At 47.9% G+C, this 17,991-nt stretch carries 13 protein-coding genes and 1 other RNA gene; 3 read left to right on the top strand and 11 right to left on the bottom strand.

Translation table 11 applies throughout. The features are described 5' to 3' along the window. Positions 1–23: 23 nt before the first annotated feature. The 3 genes from ssrA to B4E62_RS06275 all read right to left on the bottom strand — a co-directional run bounded on the left by ssrA (position 24) and on the right by B4E62_RS06275 (position 3,041). Positions 24–411: a transfer-messenger RNA gene (gene ssrA, locus B4E62_RS06285) on the bottom strand. A 69-nt stretch (positions 412–480) separates the two neighbouring features. After that, positions 481–1,500 carry a glycoside hydrolase family 43 protein gene (locus tag B4E62_RS06280; RefSeq protein WP_310075430.1) on the bottom strand — a complete coding sequence of 340 codons (1,020 nt, stop codon included), beginning with the start codon at positions 1,498–1,500 and terminating at the stop codon, positions 481–483. A gap of 62 nt (positions 1,501–1,562) precedes the next feature. Beyond that, positions 1,563–3,041: a glycoside-pentoside-hexuronide (GPH):cation symporter gene (locus B4E62_RS06275; RefSeq protein WP_331351500.1), complete on the bottom strand. Its 1,479-nt coding sequence runs from the start codon at positions 3,039–3,041 to the stop codon at positions 1,563–1,565. 393 nt (positions 3,042–3,434) lie between these two features. On the opposite strand from B4E62_RS06275, the gene B4E62_RS06270 reads away from it, so the two are divergent. The 3 genes from B4E62_RS06270 to B4E62_RS06260 are packed head-to-tail and all read left to right on the top strand — an operon-like array spanning position 3,435 to position 5,127. Then, positions 3,435–3,662, top strand: a complete 228-nt coding sequence (locus B4E62_RS06270) for a DUF2798 domain-containing protein (RefSeq protein ID WP_310075434.1) — start codon at positions 3,435–3,437, stop codon at positions 3,660–3,662. 16 nt (positions 3,663–3,678) lie between these two features. Continuing rightward, positions 3,679–4,188 (top strand): DUF2938 domain-containing protein, encoded by a 510-nt coding sequence (locus tag B4E62_RS06265; RefSeq protein ID WP_310075437.1) that lies wholly within the window; start codon positions 3,679–3,681, stop codon positions 4,186–4,188. Positions 4,189–4,227: 39 nt separating this feature from the next. After that, a complete protein-coding gene (locus B4E62_RS06260; protein ID WP_310075439.1) occupies positions 4,228–5,127 on the top strand; it encodes a LysR family transcriptional regulator in 900 nt (299 codons plus the stop codon). A 44-nt stretch (positions 5,128–5,171) separates the two neighbouring features. Here the strand turns inward: B4E62_RS06260 and urtE are convergent, their stop codons facing one another. From urtE to atzF, 8 genes are all read right to left on the bottom strand, one after another. Beyond that, positions 5,172–5,867, bottom strand: a complete 696-nt coding sequence (urtE, locus tag B4E62_RS06255; RefSeq protein ID WP_310075440.1) for an urea ABC transporter ATP-binding subunit UrtE — start codon at positions 5,865–5,867, stop codon at positions 5,172–5,174. A 33-nt stretch (positions 5,868–5,900) separates the two neighbouring features. Further along, a complete protein-coding gene (gene urtD, locus B4E62_RS06250; protein ID WP_310075441.1) occupies positions 5,901–6,713 on the bottom strand; it encodes an urea ABC transporter ATP-binding protein UrtD in 813 nt (270 codons plus the stop codon). After that, positions 6,713–7,864, bottom strand: a complete 1,152-nt coding sequence (gene urtC, locus B4E62_RS06245) for an urea ABC transporter permease subunit UrtC (RefSeq protein ID WP_310075444.1) — start codon at positions 7,862–7,864, stop codon at positions 6,713–6,715. The genes urtD and urtC overlap by 1 nt, the downstream gene beginning before the upstream one ends. Before the next feature lie 72 nt (positions 7,865–7,936). Next, on the bottom strand, positions 7,937–9,616 hold the full coding sequence (urtB, locus tag B4E62_RS06240; RefSeq protein ID WP_414633255.1) for an urea ABC transporter permease subunit UrtB: 1,680 nt from the start codon (positions 9,614–9,616) through the stop codon (positions 7,937–7,939). Between the two features lie 198 nt (positions 9,617–9,814). Further along, positions 9,815–11,110, bottom strand: coding sequence for an urea ABC transporter substrate-binding protein (urtA, locus tag B4E62_RS06235; RefSeq protein ID WP_310075448.1), 1,296 nt, complete (start codon positions 11,108–11,110; stop codon positions 9,815–9,817). A 187-nt stretch (positions 11,111–11,297) separates the two neighbouring features. After that, a complete protein-coding gene (locus B4E62_RS06230) occupies positions 11,298–12,011 on the bottom strand; it encodes a GntR family transcriptional regulator (RefSeq protein ID WP_331351498.1) in 714 nt (237 codons plus the stop codon). A gap of 92 nt (positions 12,012–12,103) precedes the next feature. Then, positions 12,104–15,724 (bottom strand): urea carboxylase, encoded by a 3,621-nt coding sequence (uca, locus tag B4E62_RS06225; protein ID WP_331351497.1) that lies wholly within the window; start codon positions 15,722–15,724, stop codon positions 12,104–12,106. A gap of 27 nt (positions 15,725–15,751) precedes the next feature. Continuing rightward, positions 15,752–17,539 (bottom strand): allophanate hydrolase, encoded by a 1,788-nt coding sequence (gene atzF, locus B4E62_RS06220; protein ID WP_331351496.1) that lies wholly within the window; start codon positions 17,537–17,539, stop codon positions 15,752–15,754. Positions 17,540–17,991: the final 452 nt, after the last annotated feature.

The following is a 17,991-nucleotide window of genomic DNA, read 5'->3' as shown; positions in this document are numbered from 1 at the left end:
TCAGGGCCTTTGTTTTTATGGTTTGGTGGAGTCGGGGGGATTTGAACCCCCGTCCGCCAGCACTCCATCCTCGGCTCTACATGTTTAGAACCGCCTATTGATTTAGCGAATTACAGCCCAGCGGGCGGGACGTAAAGCGCGATCCTGATAAGTTTTAGCTGATCCACCCCAGGCAGGCTTCACTGCGATCCAGTTCTATATGACGGGCGTTAACGCGGTACTGGCACCTTGTTAAAGACCGTTAGCGGCGAACCGCTAAAGATGCTTTCAAAAGCTGCTTACGCAGCTAATTGGGCACCGTAGTTGTCATCATTGGCAACTGTAAGTTTGCAGCTTTGGATTTACGTGATTGGCTACCCTCACGACATGCACCTAAGACTTTGTCACCAGCGTCGAATCCAAATCGACCCCGTTCGCTCCTGAAGAGTTGTTCTTGCGAACGTCCCACGTCAAGTAGCGAGTGGCGGCATTCTACCCCTATTAGTCGCGATAGGGAACAATGGTTTGAATACTGCCGTCCGCGTTGTAATTCAGTGGGGCCATCTTCACCGAGCGCAGGTGAGTGATGCCCTTGGATAAAATCGAATCGTGATAGAACAAATACCACTGCCCCTGAAATTCAGCGATTGAGTGGTGCGTCGTCCAACCGATCACTGGCTCAAGAATGCGGCCTTGGTAAGTGAAGGGGCCGTAGGGGTTATCACCGGTGGCGTAACATAAAAAGTGGGTGTTGCCAGTGGAGTAGGAGAAGTAATACTTGCCGTTGTATTTGTGCATCCAGGAGGCTTCAAAGAAGCGGCGGTCATGATCGCCTGCTAACAGAGGTTTGCCGTTTTCATCGAGGATTTGGATTTCGCGCGGTGTTTCGGCGAACTCTTTCATGTCGTCGCTCATGCGCGCAATGATAGGGCCGAGAGCTGGTTCGTTGTCTGCAGGTTCGCCGCGCTTTGCGTCATATTGGTTGTTGCGATAATTCTGCAACTGGCCGCCCCAGATACCACCGTAGTACATGTAGTACTCACCGTCGCTATCTTCAAACACAGCAGGGTCAATTGAATAGCTGCCTTTGATGGCTTCGGGTTCTGCTTTAAATGGACCGACAGGTGAATCACCTACCGCTACGCCGATTTGGAAAATGCCATCTGCGCGTTTTGCTGGAAAATATAAATAGTATTTGCCATTTTTATGGGCTGCATCGGGTGCCCACATTTGGCGTTCAGCCCAAGCGACATCTTTGACATGCAGGGCAACACCGTTATCCACTGCGGGGCTATCGGGGGAATCAAGAGAAATTACGTGGTAATCCTCCATCCCGAAATGATCGCCGTTATCGTTAAACGGAATGCCCGCTTCAATATCATGCGATGGATAAATATAAATCTTGCCGTTGAACACATGCGCCGATGGGTCAGCAGTGTAGATGTGCTCAACCAGCGGTTGGGAAATCGCGCGTGCCTTTAGGTCGGCAACTACTTCCGGTGCTAAAAATTCTTCTGCCATACAATATTCTCTCTACTTCATTTCAAACATTTACTTATCACAACAATCGTTTGTTAAAATAATTATTGGCCTGCCGATTTGCGGCGGGCATTCAGGTCGGCTTCAATCTGTGTTTCCAGTGGCTTGTTGATAGCGTAGAAGAACATACAGGCAACAGCAGCAAAGAATGGCAGGGATGCAAACACGCTCACCGCCGTTTTAATACCTTCGATAGTTTCAGGGTTTTGCATTGGCAGTGAGGCTTCATAGCCGTAATACGCGAGCAAACCTGCGACCAATGAACCACCGATAGTTAAGCCTGCTTTGAGGCCGAGAATCATTGCGGAGAATACAATCGCTGTGGCGCGACGATTATTTTTCCACTCGGAGTAATCGGCTACGTCGGCAATCATCGCCCATAGCAGTGGAATAGTGACGCCGTAAAAAAAGCCGTGCAGGATTTGCGAGATAAACACGATACCGATGCTGTCGGCAGAGAAAAATTTAAACGCTAATACAAACAAGGTCGATAGAAAGAGCGCGCCGCCGAAGACATTGCGTTTACCAAATTTATCGGCGAGGTTTTTGGAGAAACCAATCCCGATAATCATCATGATAATGCCGCAGGCATTAAACAAACTGAACGCCGAAGTAGGTGCATCTTTCGGCCATTGGAACTCTGACAGGCCGATACTGGTCAGGCCGTGATTGAGTCCAGCGATAAAGCCGTTAAAGCCGATGTTTTGCAGGAACTCTGCGAGCTTGGCTTCATTCAAATAATTTTCAAAATAAAATATGTACATGCCGCCTTTGAGAGCGAGAGTGATAAATACCAGCACGGTCACTACCAGCATCACAATCCAGGGCAGGTTTTTAAACAAATCCGAAACATCTTGGGCGATCGAGTTACGTCCGGCAACAACAGGTAAAATTCTTTCTTTGGTTGTGGCAAAAGCAATCAGGAAAAACACGGTGCCAACGATCGAAAACAACAACATGGTGTTGTGGAAACCCACCGCTTTATCGCCATCGCCCAGAATTAATACGAGCGGCAATAACAACACCTGGATAATAAATTGCGCGACCATCACCGCAACAAACCGGTAGGAAGACAGACTATTGCGATCTGACATATTACCGGTCAGCACTCCGCTCAGCGCAGAGTAGGGCAGGTTGTTCGCGGCGTAGATAATCAACAACAAAATGTAGGTGACAAAGGCGTAAATCACTTTGCCGTTTTCATCGAAGTCGGGCGTGCTAAACGCGAGCAAAGCTACTGCGCCGAAGGGGATAGATGTCCAGAGTAACCAGGGGCGGAACTTACCCCAGCGAGTGGATGTTCGGTCGGCAATTATCCCCATCACCGGGGTGAAAAAGGCACCAAACATACCGCCAATCGCCATGATGGTGGCTGCTTTGCCCGCTGAAATTCCATACACATCGGTATAGAAAAACGCGAGGAAGGTGAGCAGGGTTTGGAAAATCAGGTTGGCGGCGAGGTCGCCCAGGCTATAGCCAACTTTTTCAACAACGGACAGTCTTTGCGCAGGGAGTTGAGTCATTTGGGTTATATCTTCTTATGTGATGGAGCTTTTACTCTAGCGGATAAATCGCTGGGGTGACTTAAGCAAATAGCAAACTTGTGCTCATATTTGCTAACCAAAGGTTATAAGTACCAGCTTTGGAGTGGCCGATATACTTGTAGGCACTAGAATCGCCCAATAGGGGCTTATAGTCAAGAAGTATATAACATGATGCCAAGCCAGATACAGCTTCTCTCTCCTCAAAAATTTTGAGGTCCCCCCTCCAGATATTCAATTAGACGGTGTGCTCGGGTGCGAGCATATTGTTCCCAATGCAGACTTATCTCGCTCATGCAGTGCAACCAGGCGAGTTACCAGAGGAGATGAGTGTGAATACCTTGTCTCACCATTCTTATTTAGAGGAGCTTTAACGTGATTAGTAAACAATATACTCCGCAGGTTTTTTCATTTTTTATGGCTTTGCTGATGTCATGCATCATGTCTTTCATCATTTCGGTATTTAATGTGGGATTAGTCGATGACATCATTTTCATTTGGCTAAAAGCCTGGATGTTTGCATTTATTGTGGCTTTCCCAACGATCATTTTTATTACACCGATTGTTCGTAGGTTGGTGGCCGCCGTTGTTGGGCAGCACTGATTGGGGAGGATGATGAATGAATAGCGACATTTTTTATCTTGCAGGTGCTATTTTTATTGGTGTTGGTGCGACGGCAATTATGGATCTATGGGCGATTGTTTTACGGCGTGCGTTTAATATCCAATCATTGAGTTTTTGTCTCGTCGGCCGTTGGTTCAGCCATATGCGGGAAGGCATATTTCGCCATGAAAAAATTGGTGCGGCAGAAAAAAGGACGGGTGAGTGTGCTATCGGTTGGGTAGCACATTACCTTATTGGTATTGCCTATGCTTTTGTTCTGGTGCTTCCCGCATCGGGCGCATGGCTGATATCGCCATCGCTTATGCCCGCGCTGGCTCTAGGTATAGTGACGGTAATTTTTCCTTTTTTTATGATGCAGCCTGCTTTTGGGTTGGGAATTGCTGCAGCAAAGGCGCCTAATCCTATGCAGGCCCGAGCAAAGAGTCTGATGAGCCATACCGTATTTGGTGCGGGGCTCTATTTGTCGGCATTGGTTTTTAGTGCATTGATGCGCGCAATTATCTAATTAGCGATCGGCATTGGGTTTGTGAGGTGAGTCTGGGCTATGGAGATTTATCAATTAAAAACATTTGTGACCATCGCCAGCGAGGGCACCATTACCCGCGCTTCTGAATTATTGTTTCTGAGTCAACCAGCCGTCAGCGCACATATCAAAACGATTGAGGACGAGGTTGGCTTTTTATTATTCGAGCGCACAGCGCGCGGTATGCGTTTGACTGACAAGGGTGCTGCTTTGCTGGTCAAAGCGGAGCAGTTGTTGGCGTTACATCGCGAGCTAATTCAGGAGGCCCGGCAATTAAAAGGGCGTGTAGGAGGAAAAGTCCGCTTGGGTTCAAATCGTGGGCCGAGCGCGTTGGTATTGGGCAAGTTGCTAACATCCTGCGCAGAAAAATGCCCTGATATCGATGTGCAGTTAGTCTATGGCAGCTCCGCCGAAATAGAACAATCTATTTTAACTGGTGCATTAGATGTCGGATTTTTTGCGGATTCAGGTAGGTATTCGCCGGAAATTTTAAAACTGGAGGTGGATAAATTTGGTGTCTATCTTGCCGCTCCAACAGGATGGGTAACAACAGGAGAAAATCCGGATTGGCAACAACTCGCGACTATGCCCTGGATCTGCCCTGCATCCAATAGTTGCTGCGGCAAGGTGGCAGAGCAGGTATTTGTGGATAGAGGGTTCCGTCCGCAAAAACAAGTGAGTGTGGATCATGAAAAAGTGACGCGCACATTAATCGCTGGTGGTGTGGGCGTTGGTTTTTTACATGCGGATACAGCGCTGGAAGCGCAAGCCAAGGGCGAGCTGGTGTTGTTGGGAGATGTGCAGCAATACGTAAGTGTATTTTTTGGGATGCTGCGCGGGCGCGAACAAGAGCCTTTAATTGGTTCAGTATTGCAGGTGCTCGAGGATATTCTGCAGCAACCAGATGCGTATACCCACTAGTGCAGGTATACGCATGTCTGCATCATCATTTGTGCGTTGAAGGTTTACACACTCAAATAGCGCTGCACCAAATCATCTTTCAAATCGGCAATCGACCCGGTTGCGACCACACTGCCTTTTTCCATAATAAAAAAATCATCGGCCACACGGCGGGCGAAGGGGAGTTTTTGTTCGACGAGTAATACGGTCAAGCCTAATTCGCGGTTGAGTTTACGAATCACATCGCCGATATCGCGCACTACATTAGGCTGGATACCTTCGGTGGGTTCGTCGAGGATTAACAATTTCGGGTCTAATACCAATGCGCGGCCAATCGCGAGTTGTTGTTGCTGGCCGCCGGATAAATCGCCGCCGCGTCTGTGTTTCATTTCTTTTAGCACGGGAAACAGTTCATAAATCAATCCGGGGATAAAACGTGATTTATCTTTGCGTGCACCGAGCGATATTTTTAAATTTTCTTCTACCGTTAACAGCGGGAATATTTCACGGCCTTGTGGCACAAAACCTATGCCACCGCGGGCGCGATTTTCGGTAGAAAGTTTATTGATGTCATAACCGTTCAATTGAATGGAACCATCGCGTACCGGCAATAAACCGGTAATGCATTTAAGCAGTGTGGTTTTGCCCACGCCATTGCGCCCAATCAGGCAGCCGCAGGTACCTTGTTTCAGGTTCAGGGACAAGTCCCACAAAATATGGCTTTGGCCGTAGTATTGGTTAATATTTTTGATCGTCAGCATGATGGTTGTATTCTCGTCCTATTTATTCACTTTTTATTCACCAAGATACACTTCAATTACTTTTGGATCATTTTGTACCTGATCCATAGTGCCTTCAGTGAGCACTGAGCCTTGGTGCAATACAGTGACTTTGCGCGCGATAGAGCGGACGAACTTCATATCGTGCTCTACAACAATGACTGAGTGGTCGCCCGCGAGTGATAATAATAGCTCGGCGGTCTTTTCGGTCTCTTCTCCCGTCATACCGGCGACGGGTTCATCCACCAACAACACGCGCGGGTTTTGCATCAATAACATTCCAATTTCCAGCCATTGTTTTTGGCCGTGCGATAATGCACCTGCATTTTTATAGCGATGTTCTTGCAAGCCAATTTGTAACAGTACTTCGTCAATACGGTATTTTTGTGCGCTGTTCAATTGCTGGGTTAGCGTCCACCACACACGTTTATCGGCTGCGGTTGCCAATTCCAAATTTTCGTACACACTCAGCGCTTCAAAAATAGTGGGTTTCTGGAATTTTCGGCCAATACCACCGCGCGCAATCTGATGCTCAGAGAGTTCAAGCAAATTAATTTGCTGACCGAAAAAAACGCTGCCTTCATCCGGTTTGGTTTTGCCCGTGATTACATCCATCATGGTGGTTTTGCCCGCGCCGTTAGGGCCGATAATGCAGCGCAATTCACCTTCATCGATGTAGAGGTTTAAATTATTGAGTGCGCGAAATCCATCAAAGCTAACGGTTATACCTTCCACATACAGAATCGTGCCTTTGGTAGTATCCAGCGGTGCACCAAAATTTGGATCAGCTTGGCCAAGTGAGCGGCGTGCTTGCGAAAGAATATTCATTACACGTTCTCCTTGGCGGTTTCTGCTGTGCTGTTTGTTGGCTCGGCAGTAGTGTTAATTTTGGCTGGTACTTTTTTGTTGCGATTAAAAAGGCCAACCAAACCTTTGGGTAATACTAACGTCACAATCACAAACAGTGCACCCAGGGCAAACAGCCAGGTTTCAGGTGAATAAGATGTAAAAATGGTTTTGCCGTAGTTAACGGTAAACGCACCGACAATCGCACCAAACAAAGTGCCGCGCCCACCAGTGGCCACCCACACGACTAACTCAATCGAGTTGAGCGGTGAAAATTCACCGGGGTTAATAATGCCGACTTGCGGAACATATAAAGCACCTGCAATGCCTGCGAGAATCGCAGAGAATACAAATAACCAGAGTTTGTAGGACTCTACTTTATAGCCGCAAAAACGCGTGCGGCTTTCCGCATCGCGGATCGAGACAATAATTTTCCCCATGCGCGAAGTGACAATATAGCGGCAGGCGATGTAGGCAATTATCAACATAAATCCGGACGCTAAAAACAGTGAGATACGTGTGCCGTTAGCGGCAATAGGAAAGCCGAGAATATCTTTAAAATCGGTAAGGCCATTGTTGCCGCCAAAACCCATTTCGTTGCGGAAAAACGCGAGCAGCAACGCGTAGGTTAATGCCTGGGTGATAATAGAAAAATACACACCGGTAACACGCGAGCGGAATGCAAGCCAACCGAAAACAAACGCAAGCAAACCGGGAATTACAATCACCATCAGCATCGCAAACCAGAACATATCAAAACCCTGCCAATACCAGGGCAATTCTTTCCAGTTTAAAAACACCATAAAGTCGGGCAGCAGTGGGTCACCGTATTGACCGCGGGGGCCAATCTGACGCATCAAATACATACCCATCGCATAACCGCCCAGCGCAAAAAAAGCGCCGTGGCCGAGCGATAATATTCCGCAATAACCCCAGATTAAATCCACCGCGAGTGCAAGCAGTGCGTAGCACAGAAATTTTCCAAGCAGCGTCACCATAAAGGTGGAGATATGCAACGATGAGGTTTCTGGCACGAGGATATTGCAGATGGGCACCAGCACCATGGCGAGCAATACCAATCCCAGCACAATCATGCCGCCGCGATCGCTGAGTAATAAACGTTGGGTTAACATTTGATTCTCTCTTTTAAAATTCTTTCAATTCGTTGGATGTTGGCATTCAAAAGGGGAGCGGTAGGAGATTAATCAATCCGCCGCCGCACGACCTTTTTGCGGGAAAATTCCCTTGGGTCGTTTTTGGATAAACAGAATCAACAGCACCAACACCAACACTTTCGCAAGCACTGCGCCTGCATAAGGTTCGAGGAATTTATTGATGATACCGAGCCCCATAGCGCCAACAAGAGTGCCCCACAAATTGCCGACTCCGCCAAACACCACCACCATAAACGAATCGATAATGTAGGCTTGGCCGAGATTGGGGCCAACGTTAGTGAGTTGTGAGAGCGCAACACCAGCGATACCGGCAATGCCAGAGCCGAGGCCAAATGTCATCGCATCCACCCAGCTTGCGCGTACGCCAACAGCGCGAGCCATGGCACGGTTTTGCGAAACGGCACGCACTTTTAATCCGAGTGAGGTTTTTTTCAGAATCACCAGAAGTGCAAAGAACACCAGCAAACCGAAAATAAAAATGTACAGACGGTTGTAGGTGATAGAGAGAACCGGGTTGATGACCAGAGAGCCGCTCATCCATTCGGGTAATTCAACCGCGCGGTTGAGTGGAGAAAAAATGCTGCGTGCAGCCTGCTGCAAAATCAAACTGATGCCGAAGGTGGCCAGCAGGGTTTCCAGTGGGCGGCCATATAAAAAACGGATTACGCCGCGTTCAATTGCAATACCTACCAAGCCTGCAACAATAAACGCTGCTGGAATCGCTATCATCAAACTGTAAGCAATATGGTTGGGGAAAACTTGTTGCACCACCCAGGTGACGTAAGCGCCGATCATCATCAACTCGCCGTGCGCCATATTGATTACACCCATCACACCAAAAGTGATGGCGAGGCCAATCGCGGAGAGCAACAGCACTGAGCCTAAACTCAAGCCAAAGAAAATATTTTCGGTTAAACGAAATGCGGCAATTCTGTCTTCAATAGAATCCAGTGCAAATTGCGCCTGCTGTTTCACTTTAACATCGGCGTCATTGGTGGCGATTTCGAGTAATGCGGTGCGCACTTCCTGCTGGAGGCTACCGCGCAAAATCTGGATTGCATCCAAACGCACTTGTTGTTCACTACTTTGCAAATTCATCAATGCTACAGCGGCAGTGATTGCCGTGCGCACATCGTCATCAGGCTCAGTTTTCTGGCGCTCTTGCAGCAGCGCAATAATATCGTCATCAACACCATCAGCGATCATGCGATTGACAGCATCCAGACGTACTGCAGCATTTTTATCGTTTAAATTTAATGCGGCCAACACTGTGCGCAGCTGGGTGCGCATGGTGTTGTTGATGGGTACACGTTTGAGTGATTCGGCGGCATCGGCGGCAATTTTTTCACCGCTGATTGCGTCCACATAATTGCCGGAATTATCGACTATCGCGACGATCGGGTCGCTGGATTTTTCTGCGTAAAGATTGCCTTGTTGCAGTGCGGCAATTATCCCTGCAACACGGTGGTCTTCGAGCTTACCTAATTTTTTAGCGGTTTGTGCACGCTTGGGCAAACTGCCTTGGGTTAAGGCTTTGACGAGGGTATCAAATTCAGGTTCAGTGACAGCAGGAGTTTCTGCTGGTGTGGTGTCACTGGCTGCTTCTGTGGTGCTAGCTGTTGTATCCGCGTCTTGTGCAAAAATCGAAACCGGGCAGCAAAGTGATAATAATAATATCAACTGCACTTGCCATCTTCCAAACAGCTGCATTGGGTTTCGCATAGTCGTGTCTCTGTAAAAACAAATTGAAAATAATTTTTGGTGGAACTTTTTTAATTTTTTAGGTAATGCTTTTTGCTCGTTCCCAAGCTCTGCATTGGTAATGCATATATATTTAACAATCTACTTAATTGGTGCGGTAGGAACTCGCTCCCAAGCAGAGCTTGGCAGCGAGTGGTATGGATATTATTACTGCGCTGCAGCACCTAAACATTTTTTAGTTTTGGTGTTGTAATTACCGCACTTCAATTTAATCCAGTCTGATTCCAGATCTTTTGAACCTTCAAGATAGTCAGACCATGCATCACCCGGAACCAAACCATCGGTTTGTGAAACGGTAAGGAATTGACCGTCTTCCTGGATTTCGCCAATCAACACGGGTTTGGTGATGTGGTGGTTCGGCAACATTTTGCTGATGCCGCCAGTCAGATTAGGTGCTTCAACACCGATGATGGCATCAACCACTTTGTCAGTATCGGTAGTGCCTGCTTTCTCAACCGCTTTTACCCACATGTTGAAGCCGATGTAATGTGCTTCCATCGGATCGTTGGTTACGCGTTTTGGATTCTTGATGAACGCTTTCCATTGCTTGATGAACGCAGCGTTAGCAGTGTTGTCTTCGCTCATGAAGTAGTTCCATGCAGCGAGGTGACCTACCAATGGCTTGGTATCGATACCGGAAAGTTCTTCTTCACCTACAGAGAAAGCAACAACCGGAATATCTTCTGCAGTGACTTTTTGGTTGCCAAGTTCACGGTAGAAAGGTACGTTCGCATCACCGTTGATGGTAGACACCACTGCGGTCTTTTTGCCTGCTGAGCCAAAACGTTTGATATCGGACACGATGTTTTGCCAATCGGAATGGCCGAACGGGGTGTAGTTGATCATGATGTCTTCTTTGGCAACGCCTTTCGCCATCAAATAAGCTTCAAGGATTTTATTGGTGGTGCGTGGGTATACATAGTCGGTACCGGCCAACACCCAGCGCTTCACTTTCATTTCTTTCATCAGGTAATCAACAGCAGGGATTGCTTGTTGGTTTGGTGCAGCACCTGTGTAGAACACGTTGCGCGAAGATTCTTCACCTTCGTATTGCACGGGATAAAAAAGTACGCCGTTTAATTCTTCAATTACGGGCAATACCGATTTGCGCGAAACAGAGGTCCAGCAACCGAAGATTGCTGCGACTTTATCCTTGGTTAACAATTCACGGGTTTTTTCGGCAAACAGTGGCCAGTTTGACGCTGGGTCAACCACAACGGCTTCCAATTTTTTACCGAGCAAACCCCCTTTTTTGTTTTGCTCTTCGATCAACATCAACATGGTGTCTTTCAGGGTGGTTTCTGAAATTGCCATAGTGCCAGACAGTGAGTGAAGTACACCCACTTTAATGGTGTCAGCGGCAGCAGCGCTAAACGATGCGATGGTTAGGCCGCAGGCGATACCGAGTGCCCCGACATGTTTTGCTATCTTCTTCAGCTTCATGGGTCTGTCTCCTAGATGGTTTAATGACTCAGTGGTTTTAAGTTTGGTGCTATGTTGTTTGTATAAACACCATTTTCCGGTAACGCTGTTAACGCTAATCGTGGGTGACAGATTTTTCTTCCTTAATCATTTTTTATGTGCTTCAGGCATAAAAAATGTTGTCACTCTGTTTTTGAAAGTGTTGCAATTAATCCGGGTTCTGCTGCTGTGCTTCATAGAGCATGTGCAGTGTAATTTTCCGCACTTCGGCTTTACTCGCTTCGATATGCGTTTTTAAATAACTTTTTACATCCTCTGCGCGCCGTTCAATAATCGTGCGCAAGATTTTGGCGTGTTCGTCGTAGGTCGCTTCGATACGGTTGCGCTGGGTGAAATCGATTCGGCGAATAATGCGCAAGCGTTCAGTAATATCGTGATGGATTCGTGCCATTTCTGTGTTGCCGGTGGCTTCAATCAATTGCTCGTGAAAGCGTTCATCCAGTGCACAGACGGTTGGGCCGTCTTCCAAACGATCTTCCGGTTTTACTAGCCAGATACGTTTTAAATCTTCCAGCGGTGGCGCTGGTTCCATTTCGCATAATTTTTTAACTGCTGCCAGTTCCAGTACGATGCGTACATCGTAAAGCTGTTCAAATTGTTTAAAGTCAAAAGGTTTGACTTGCCAGCCGCTACGAAAGGAAACATCGACAAAACCTTCGCGTTGCAGGCGCGCTAGCGCTTCACGTACCGGGGTACGGCTTGCCGCCACACGCTCGGCGATTTCGTTTTCGCTAAACCGGTCGCCGGGCAATAAGCGAAATGAAAAAATATCGTCTTTAATTGTTTGATAAATCCGCTCTGTTAAATTGGTGCGCGGTTCGTCGGCTTTCTTTTTGGTTTTGTCGTGTTTGATTAATTTCATGGTTTTACCGTAGGTTGAGCAGCAATGCCCAACATTTCGTTTTAAATATTTGATGTGGGGCATTGCTGCCCAACCTACGTCCGTGTTTTAAATTAATCTTCTTCCAGCACCAACAACAAATCCCCTGCATTGACTTGTTTGCCTGGCTCGCAATGAATCGAACCAATTTTTGCAGCGCGATCGGCATATACCGAAAATTCCATTTTCATCGCTTCCACAATTAACAGTGGTTGATCTACTTCTACTGATTGACCTGGCTCAACCAACAACTTCCAAATGTTGCCGCTGATATCGGCAGTAACGGCATGGCCATCAACATCAATCGGGCCAGTCGATACTTTTGCTTGCAATGCTGCATCAACTTGTTTTTCTTCATCGGCTTGCCAGAGTGCGACTTCTTTGGTGAAAGCGGCTTGTTGTTTGGTTTTAAATTCAGCAATGCTCGCGGCATTGTCGTGCAGGAACTGTTCGTGTTCAGCGAGGCTAAAATAATCTTCTTCAATACGCAGGCTTAAACGGCCTTCGCGGAATGCTTCGCGCTGTGCAGTGAGCTCTTCTTCGGTCACTTCGTAATAGCGCACGCGGTCAAAGAATTTTAATAACCAGGGTTCACCATCTTTGAAGATCGGGTTTTTGAGGAATTTATTCCAGATCGGCAGTGTCCGCCCTACAAGCTGGTAGCCACCGGGAGAATCCATACCGTAAATACACATATATACCCCGCCGATTCCCACAGTGCCTTCGGCGGTGTAAGTGCGCGCTGGATTGTATTTGGAAGTGAGCAAACGATGACGCGGGTCAACCGGTACTGCGCAAGGTGCACCGAGATACACATCGCCCAAACCCAACACCATGTAGCTGGTTTCAAACAAAATTTGTTTTACTTGCTCGACGGAATCAAGGCCATTAATACGACGCATAAATTCAGTGTTGCTCGGCAACCAGGGCGCTGTATCGCGCACCGATTGGCGATAGCGTGAAACTGCATCCAGTGTGGCCGAATCTTCAAAGGCCATCGGCATATACACAATGCGGCTCGGTACTTTGGTATCGCGGGCATCGCCGAGTGTTTCTTCAATCACTAATAATTGATTGATTAATTGCTGTTGATGAATGACGCGGCTGTCGTAATTAATTTGCAGGGAGCGCACACCGGGCGATAATTCAATCACGCCTTCAATCGGTGATGCTTTCAATGCTTCCATCAATGCGTACACACGCAAGCGCAAACTCAATTCAAGAATATTGTCGCCGTATTCGAGCAGGATATATTTATCGCCCGCTTGGCGATAACTCACCAATGGGCGGCTGCCCTGCGGTGGCAATGCGGCAACGATACAATCGGAAATGGTGTTTTCCGGTTTAACAATGGGCGCGAGTAATACTTCCGGTTGTACACTCAGGTTTTCAATTGCACGATCAATGGATAATTCCAGAGCCAGTGCTGCATCAAAACTCAAGCGTTTAAAGCGAATTTTATCGCCGGGTTTTACCTGACCAACCTTCCATAATTCCGCTTTTACAATTGTAACCGGGCAAACAAATCCACCGAGGCTAGGGCCGTCTTTGGTAAGGATGACTGGCATATCGCCGGTGAAGTTAATTGAGCCAACAGCATATTCAGTATCGTGAATATTGGATGGGTGCAGACCGGCTTCACCGCCGTCACTGCGTGTCCATGTAGGCTTGGGGCCATTCAAGCGAATGCCCAAACGGTTGGAGTTGTAGTGCACTTCCCATGCGGTTGAAAAAAACATGTCAATCGCATCTTCGGTGAAAAAGTCTGGAGCACCGTGTGGACCATAGAGCACACCAATTTCCCATTCACTTGGATAGCTCGGGATTAATTCAACAGGTGCCGCTGCGGCTTCGTAAACAGGTGCTGGAGTAGTGCAGGCGGCAATTGCCGGATTGCTAATCGGCAGCATATCGGTTGCGCGCAAGGTGCGACCGGCATGGCCACCAAATTGACCGAGTGCAAAGGTAGAGCGGCTGCCTAAATACACTGGTACATCAAAACCATTGCGCACCGCGAGGTATCCGCGACAACCTTGGTCGGCTTTGCCCACTTCCAGAATTTGTCCGGCTTTAATGGCAACCGGTTGCCAGAATGGAATTAATTCGCCATCAATTTTTGCGGGCGATGTTGCACCCGTCAGTGCGATGGTTGCATCGCGATGGAATTTTAATTTTGGCCCGATAATGGTGTATTCCAGAGCGGCTGCACTTTCATGGTTGCCGACAATACGGTTGGCCACACGGAAAGCATAATCATCCATCGGGCCTGAGGGTGGAACACCAATACTCCACAAACCGACGCGGCCTGGGTAATCCTGCACACTGGTATAAGTTCCCGGTTGTAATACTTCAATGACGGGTGCTTTATATTCAAAGCTTGCTAATTTATTGGTGGCAACATCGCCGCTGCCAAAAAAATCCGTTGCGATAATTTGACGCAAGTAATCCAGATTGGTGGCAATGCCTGCTGCGCGGGTTTCATTCAGCGCGGTTTTCATTTTGCTAATTGCATCAGCTCGATCTTTACCATACACAATAATTTTCGCAATCATTGGATCGTAATAGGGCGATACTTCGGTGCCGGTAGAAACCCAGGTGTCAATACGCGCTGATTCGGAAAAATGTACATCGGTTAATACGCCGGGCGATGGTTGGAAATCGCGCACTGGGTCTTCCGCATACAAACGCACTTCAATAGCGGCGCCTTTCGGATTGATTTCGATATCCAGTTTTGGCGGTGTGCCAGCGGCGGTAAGGATCATCCACTCTACCAAATCTACTCCGGTACAAGCTTCAGTAATTGGGTGTTCAACTTGCAGACGGGTATTTACTTCCAAAAAATAAAACGCATCGCGCGCCGCATCGTAAATATATTCAATGGTACCGGCTGAGCGGTAATTAACGGCTTCACCCAAACTTTTTGATGCCGCCAATAATTTATCACGGGTTGCAGCAGGTAAATTGGGAGCGGGGGTTTCTTCAACCACTTTTTGGTTGCGGCGTTGCAGGGAGCAATCGCGTTCACCCAATGCAAGTACGTTACCTTTGCCGTCACCAAAAATTTGTACTTCCACATGACGGGCGTTATCGACAAAACGCTCAAGGAATACACCGCTATCGCTGAAAAAGTTTTGCCCTAGACGTTTTACGCTTTCATAGGCAGCAACTAATTCTGCTTCGTTGTTGCAGCGAGTCAATCCGATACCACCGCCACCGGCTGTGCTCTTCAGCATAACGGGATAACCCAGTTGCGCAGCAGAGGCAACGGCTTCGTCAATTGAATCCAGCAAGCCGGTTCCAGGGGTAAGTGGCACACCAGCTTTTTCAGCAATTTCACGCGAGGTGTGCTTCAAACCGAATTCGCGAATTTGTGCGGGAGTAGGGCCGCAAAATGCGATGCCTTCTGCTTCACACTGCTCACAAAATTTGGCGTTTTCAGAGAGAAAGCCATAACCGGGAATAATTGCCTGAGCACCGGTTTCTTTTGCGGCGGCGAGAATTAAATCGGATTTCAAATAACTTTCGGCGGCCGTATTACCACCAAGGCAGATTGCTTTATCGCAGGCAGTTACATGCGCTGAGTTGCGGTCGGCATCGGAATAAACCGCAACTGATTCGATACCCATTTTTTTCAGGGTCTTGGCAATGCGCACCGCGATTTCTCCGCGGTTGGCGATAAGTACGGTCTTTAACATGATTCTTCTCCGACTGTAATTTTTAAATTACTTTTGTAGTGATTTAATGTAGGTGCGCCATCCACCCAAATGGGTAATATCCGTTGCGCCATTTACGGCCGCGCCTTCACAAATAAAACCTTTTACTTCACGGCCATCGTGCAAGCTCAAAGTACCTATACCTAGCGGGGCTGGAATTAGCGCAACAAAACTACCGAAGTGGTGAACAGGTACATCCCACAATTCCACAATAATTTCTGCACCTTCCGCTGCGCGAATCAAACCGGGTTTGGGCGGTGTGGTATTGGGTAGTGCGAACAAACGGTAATTGCTTGCGGTGTAAGTGCTCTCAACAAAAATTGCCTTGCGTTCTTGCAGCTGCACATTGAGTGGCATGCCGGTTAAATGTGCGCCGACGACAGCGAGGCGAACATAACCTTGCGGTGCAGTATTTTTTAGCATGGTGGCCGGTGTTGGTTTAGTAGTGGCACCCAGCGATAAATTAACGCTGCTGTGCCATTTTTTCCCGAAGGCGGCGAGTGCGGCGTCTTGCCAAGCTGGCGCAATTAGCGTGATACCAAAAGGCAAACCATCCGCGCGCATAGTGGCAGGCAATGCGAGGGCAGAGCAGTCGGCTAGATTCACAAAATTGGTGTAAGTACCGAGTTGACTATTCACGACAACAGGATCGGCGTTGACTTCGGCAATCGTAGGATGACGCGGTGATGTGGGCACCAACAGCGCGTCAACGTTTTTCATCAATAGTTGTATTTCGCGCGCGAGGTCAGCGCGGCGATATTCTGCGCGATAGGCATCGGTCGCGGAAAAATTAACCGCGTTTTCAACAATGCCGCGCACGACATCATTCATATCGGCGGCGTGCTCTTGCATAAATTCGGCAATGGCTGCGTGACGCTCCGCCACCCAGGGGCCGCCATACAATAATTGCGCGAGGGTAAACATCGGCGTGAAATCGATGGTGACTAATTCAGCACCAAAGGCAGAAATATTTTCCAGTGTCTCCAACCATGCCGCTTCAGCTTGCGTATCGCCGAACCAATTGGGTGATGCGGGGATACCAAAGTGCGGCTTGCTGGAAAAATAGGTCGCTGCCGCAGGTGCAACGCGCGAGTAGCCGTCTGTTGCATCAAATCCTTCCATGATGTTGGCAACTGTTTCTGCATCCTCCACTGTGAGAGCAAATACCGAAACACAATCCAGGCTCCGGCACGCAGGTACAACACCGGTAGTGCTAAATCGGCCTTTGGTGGGTTTTAATCCGACGATATTGTTAAAGCCAGCAGGTACACGGCCTGAGCCGGCGGTGTCCGTACCTAAACTAAATGGCACAAGCCCATGCGCGACAGTTGTTGCAGAACCTGAACTTGAACCACCGGATACATAATCGGGTTTAAATGAATTAGGCACGGCTCCGTAAGGCGAGCGGGTGCCGACCAAGCCTGTGGCAAATTGGTCGAGATTGGTTTTGCCGAGCACAATTGCACCGGCTTGTTTAAGGCGCGCGACTGAAGTCGCATCAACCTCAGGAATATAAGTGAAGGCGGGGCAGGCAGCCGTAGTGGGAATACCGGCTACATCGATATTGTCTTTTACCGCGAAGGGCACGCCGTAGAGGGGCAGGTTGTTGGGATTGCCCTGGTCTTCCAATGCATCAAGCTGTGCATCCAACTCAGCGGTTGAAACAATATAAATCCAAGCTGCATCATTAACTTTCAGTTGCGCAAGCAAGTCTTGCAGCGCAGCGCGCGCTACCAAGCCTTCGCTACGGTAAGCATTCAGCCATTCATTAATCGTCCAACCGGTTGTTTGCATCATTATCGTTCCTGCGTGACTCTTTTAATTTGATCCGGGCTACATTTGCTCCTGGATCTAAATACAATCTTGGATACAAGTTTGTATTCAGCAGAAACTGTGCCAAGTGAAATTGCGTGGCTGAATCCATTCGCGTTACAAGCACAAAACCTTTGGTATTCAATGAGTTAAATGACGTATAAAAGCTGGGTTGAGGATGATTGTGGGTGGGTTTTGTTAGGGATTTTATGCGCTGAAGTTGTGCGCCCACTTTTTCTTTGGGGGCTAAATTGGTGCGAGTGGTTCTTTTCTGCATATCTCAATTTTTATAAATATTGAGATATCAGGGGCGATAATTCATAGTTCATCTCAATATTGTGAGTTTTTTGATATGAGTTCTCTAATCGAGCTTCACTCCTGACTCAGGCAATTCGCGCAACAAAGAAGAAATCCAGAAAAACTGGATCTCTTAAACA

This window comes from Cellvibrio sp. UBA7671, from assembly GCA_002483145.1.
GTDB lineage: Bacteria > Pseudomonadota > Gammaproteobacteria > Pseudomonadales > Cellvibrionaceae > Cellvibrio > Cellvibrio fibrivorans.
This window is presented reverse-complemented; position numbering and strand designations above follow the sequence as displayed.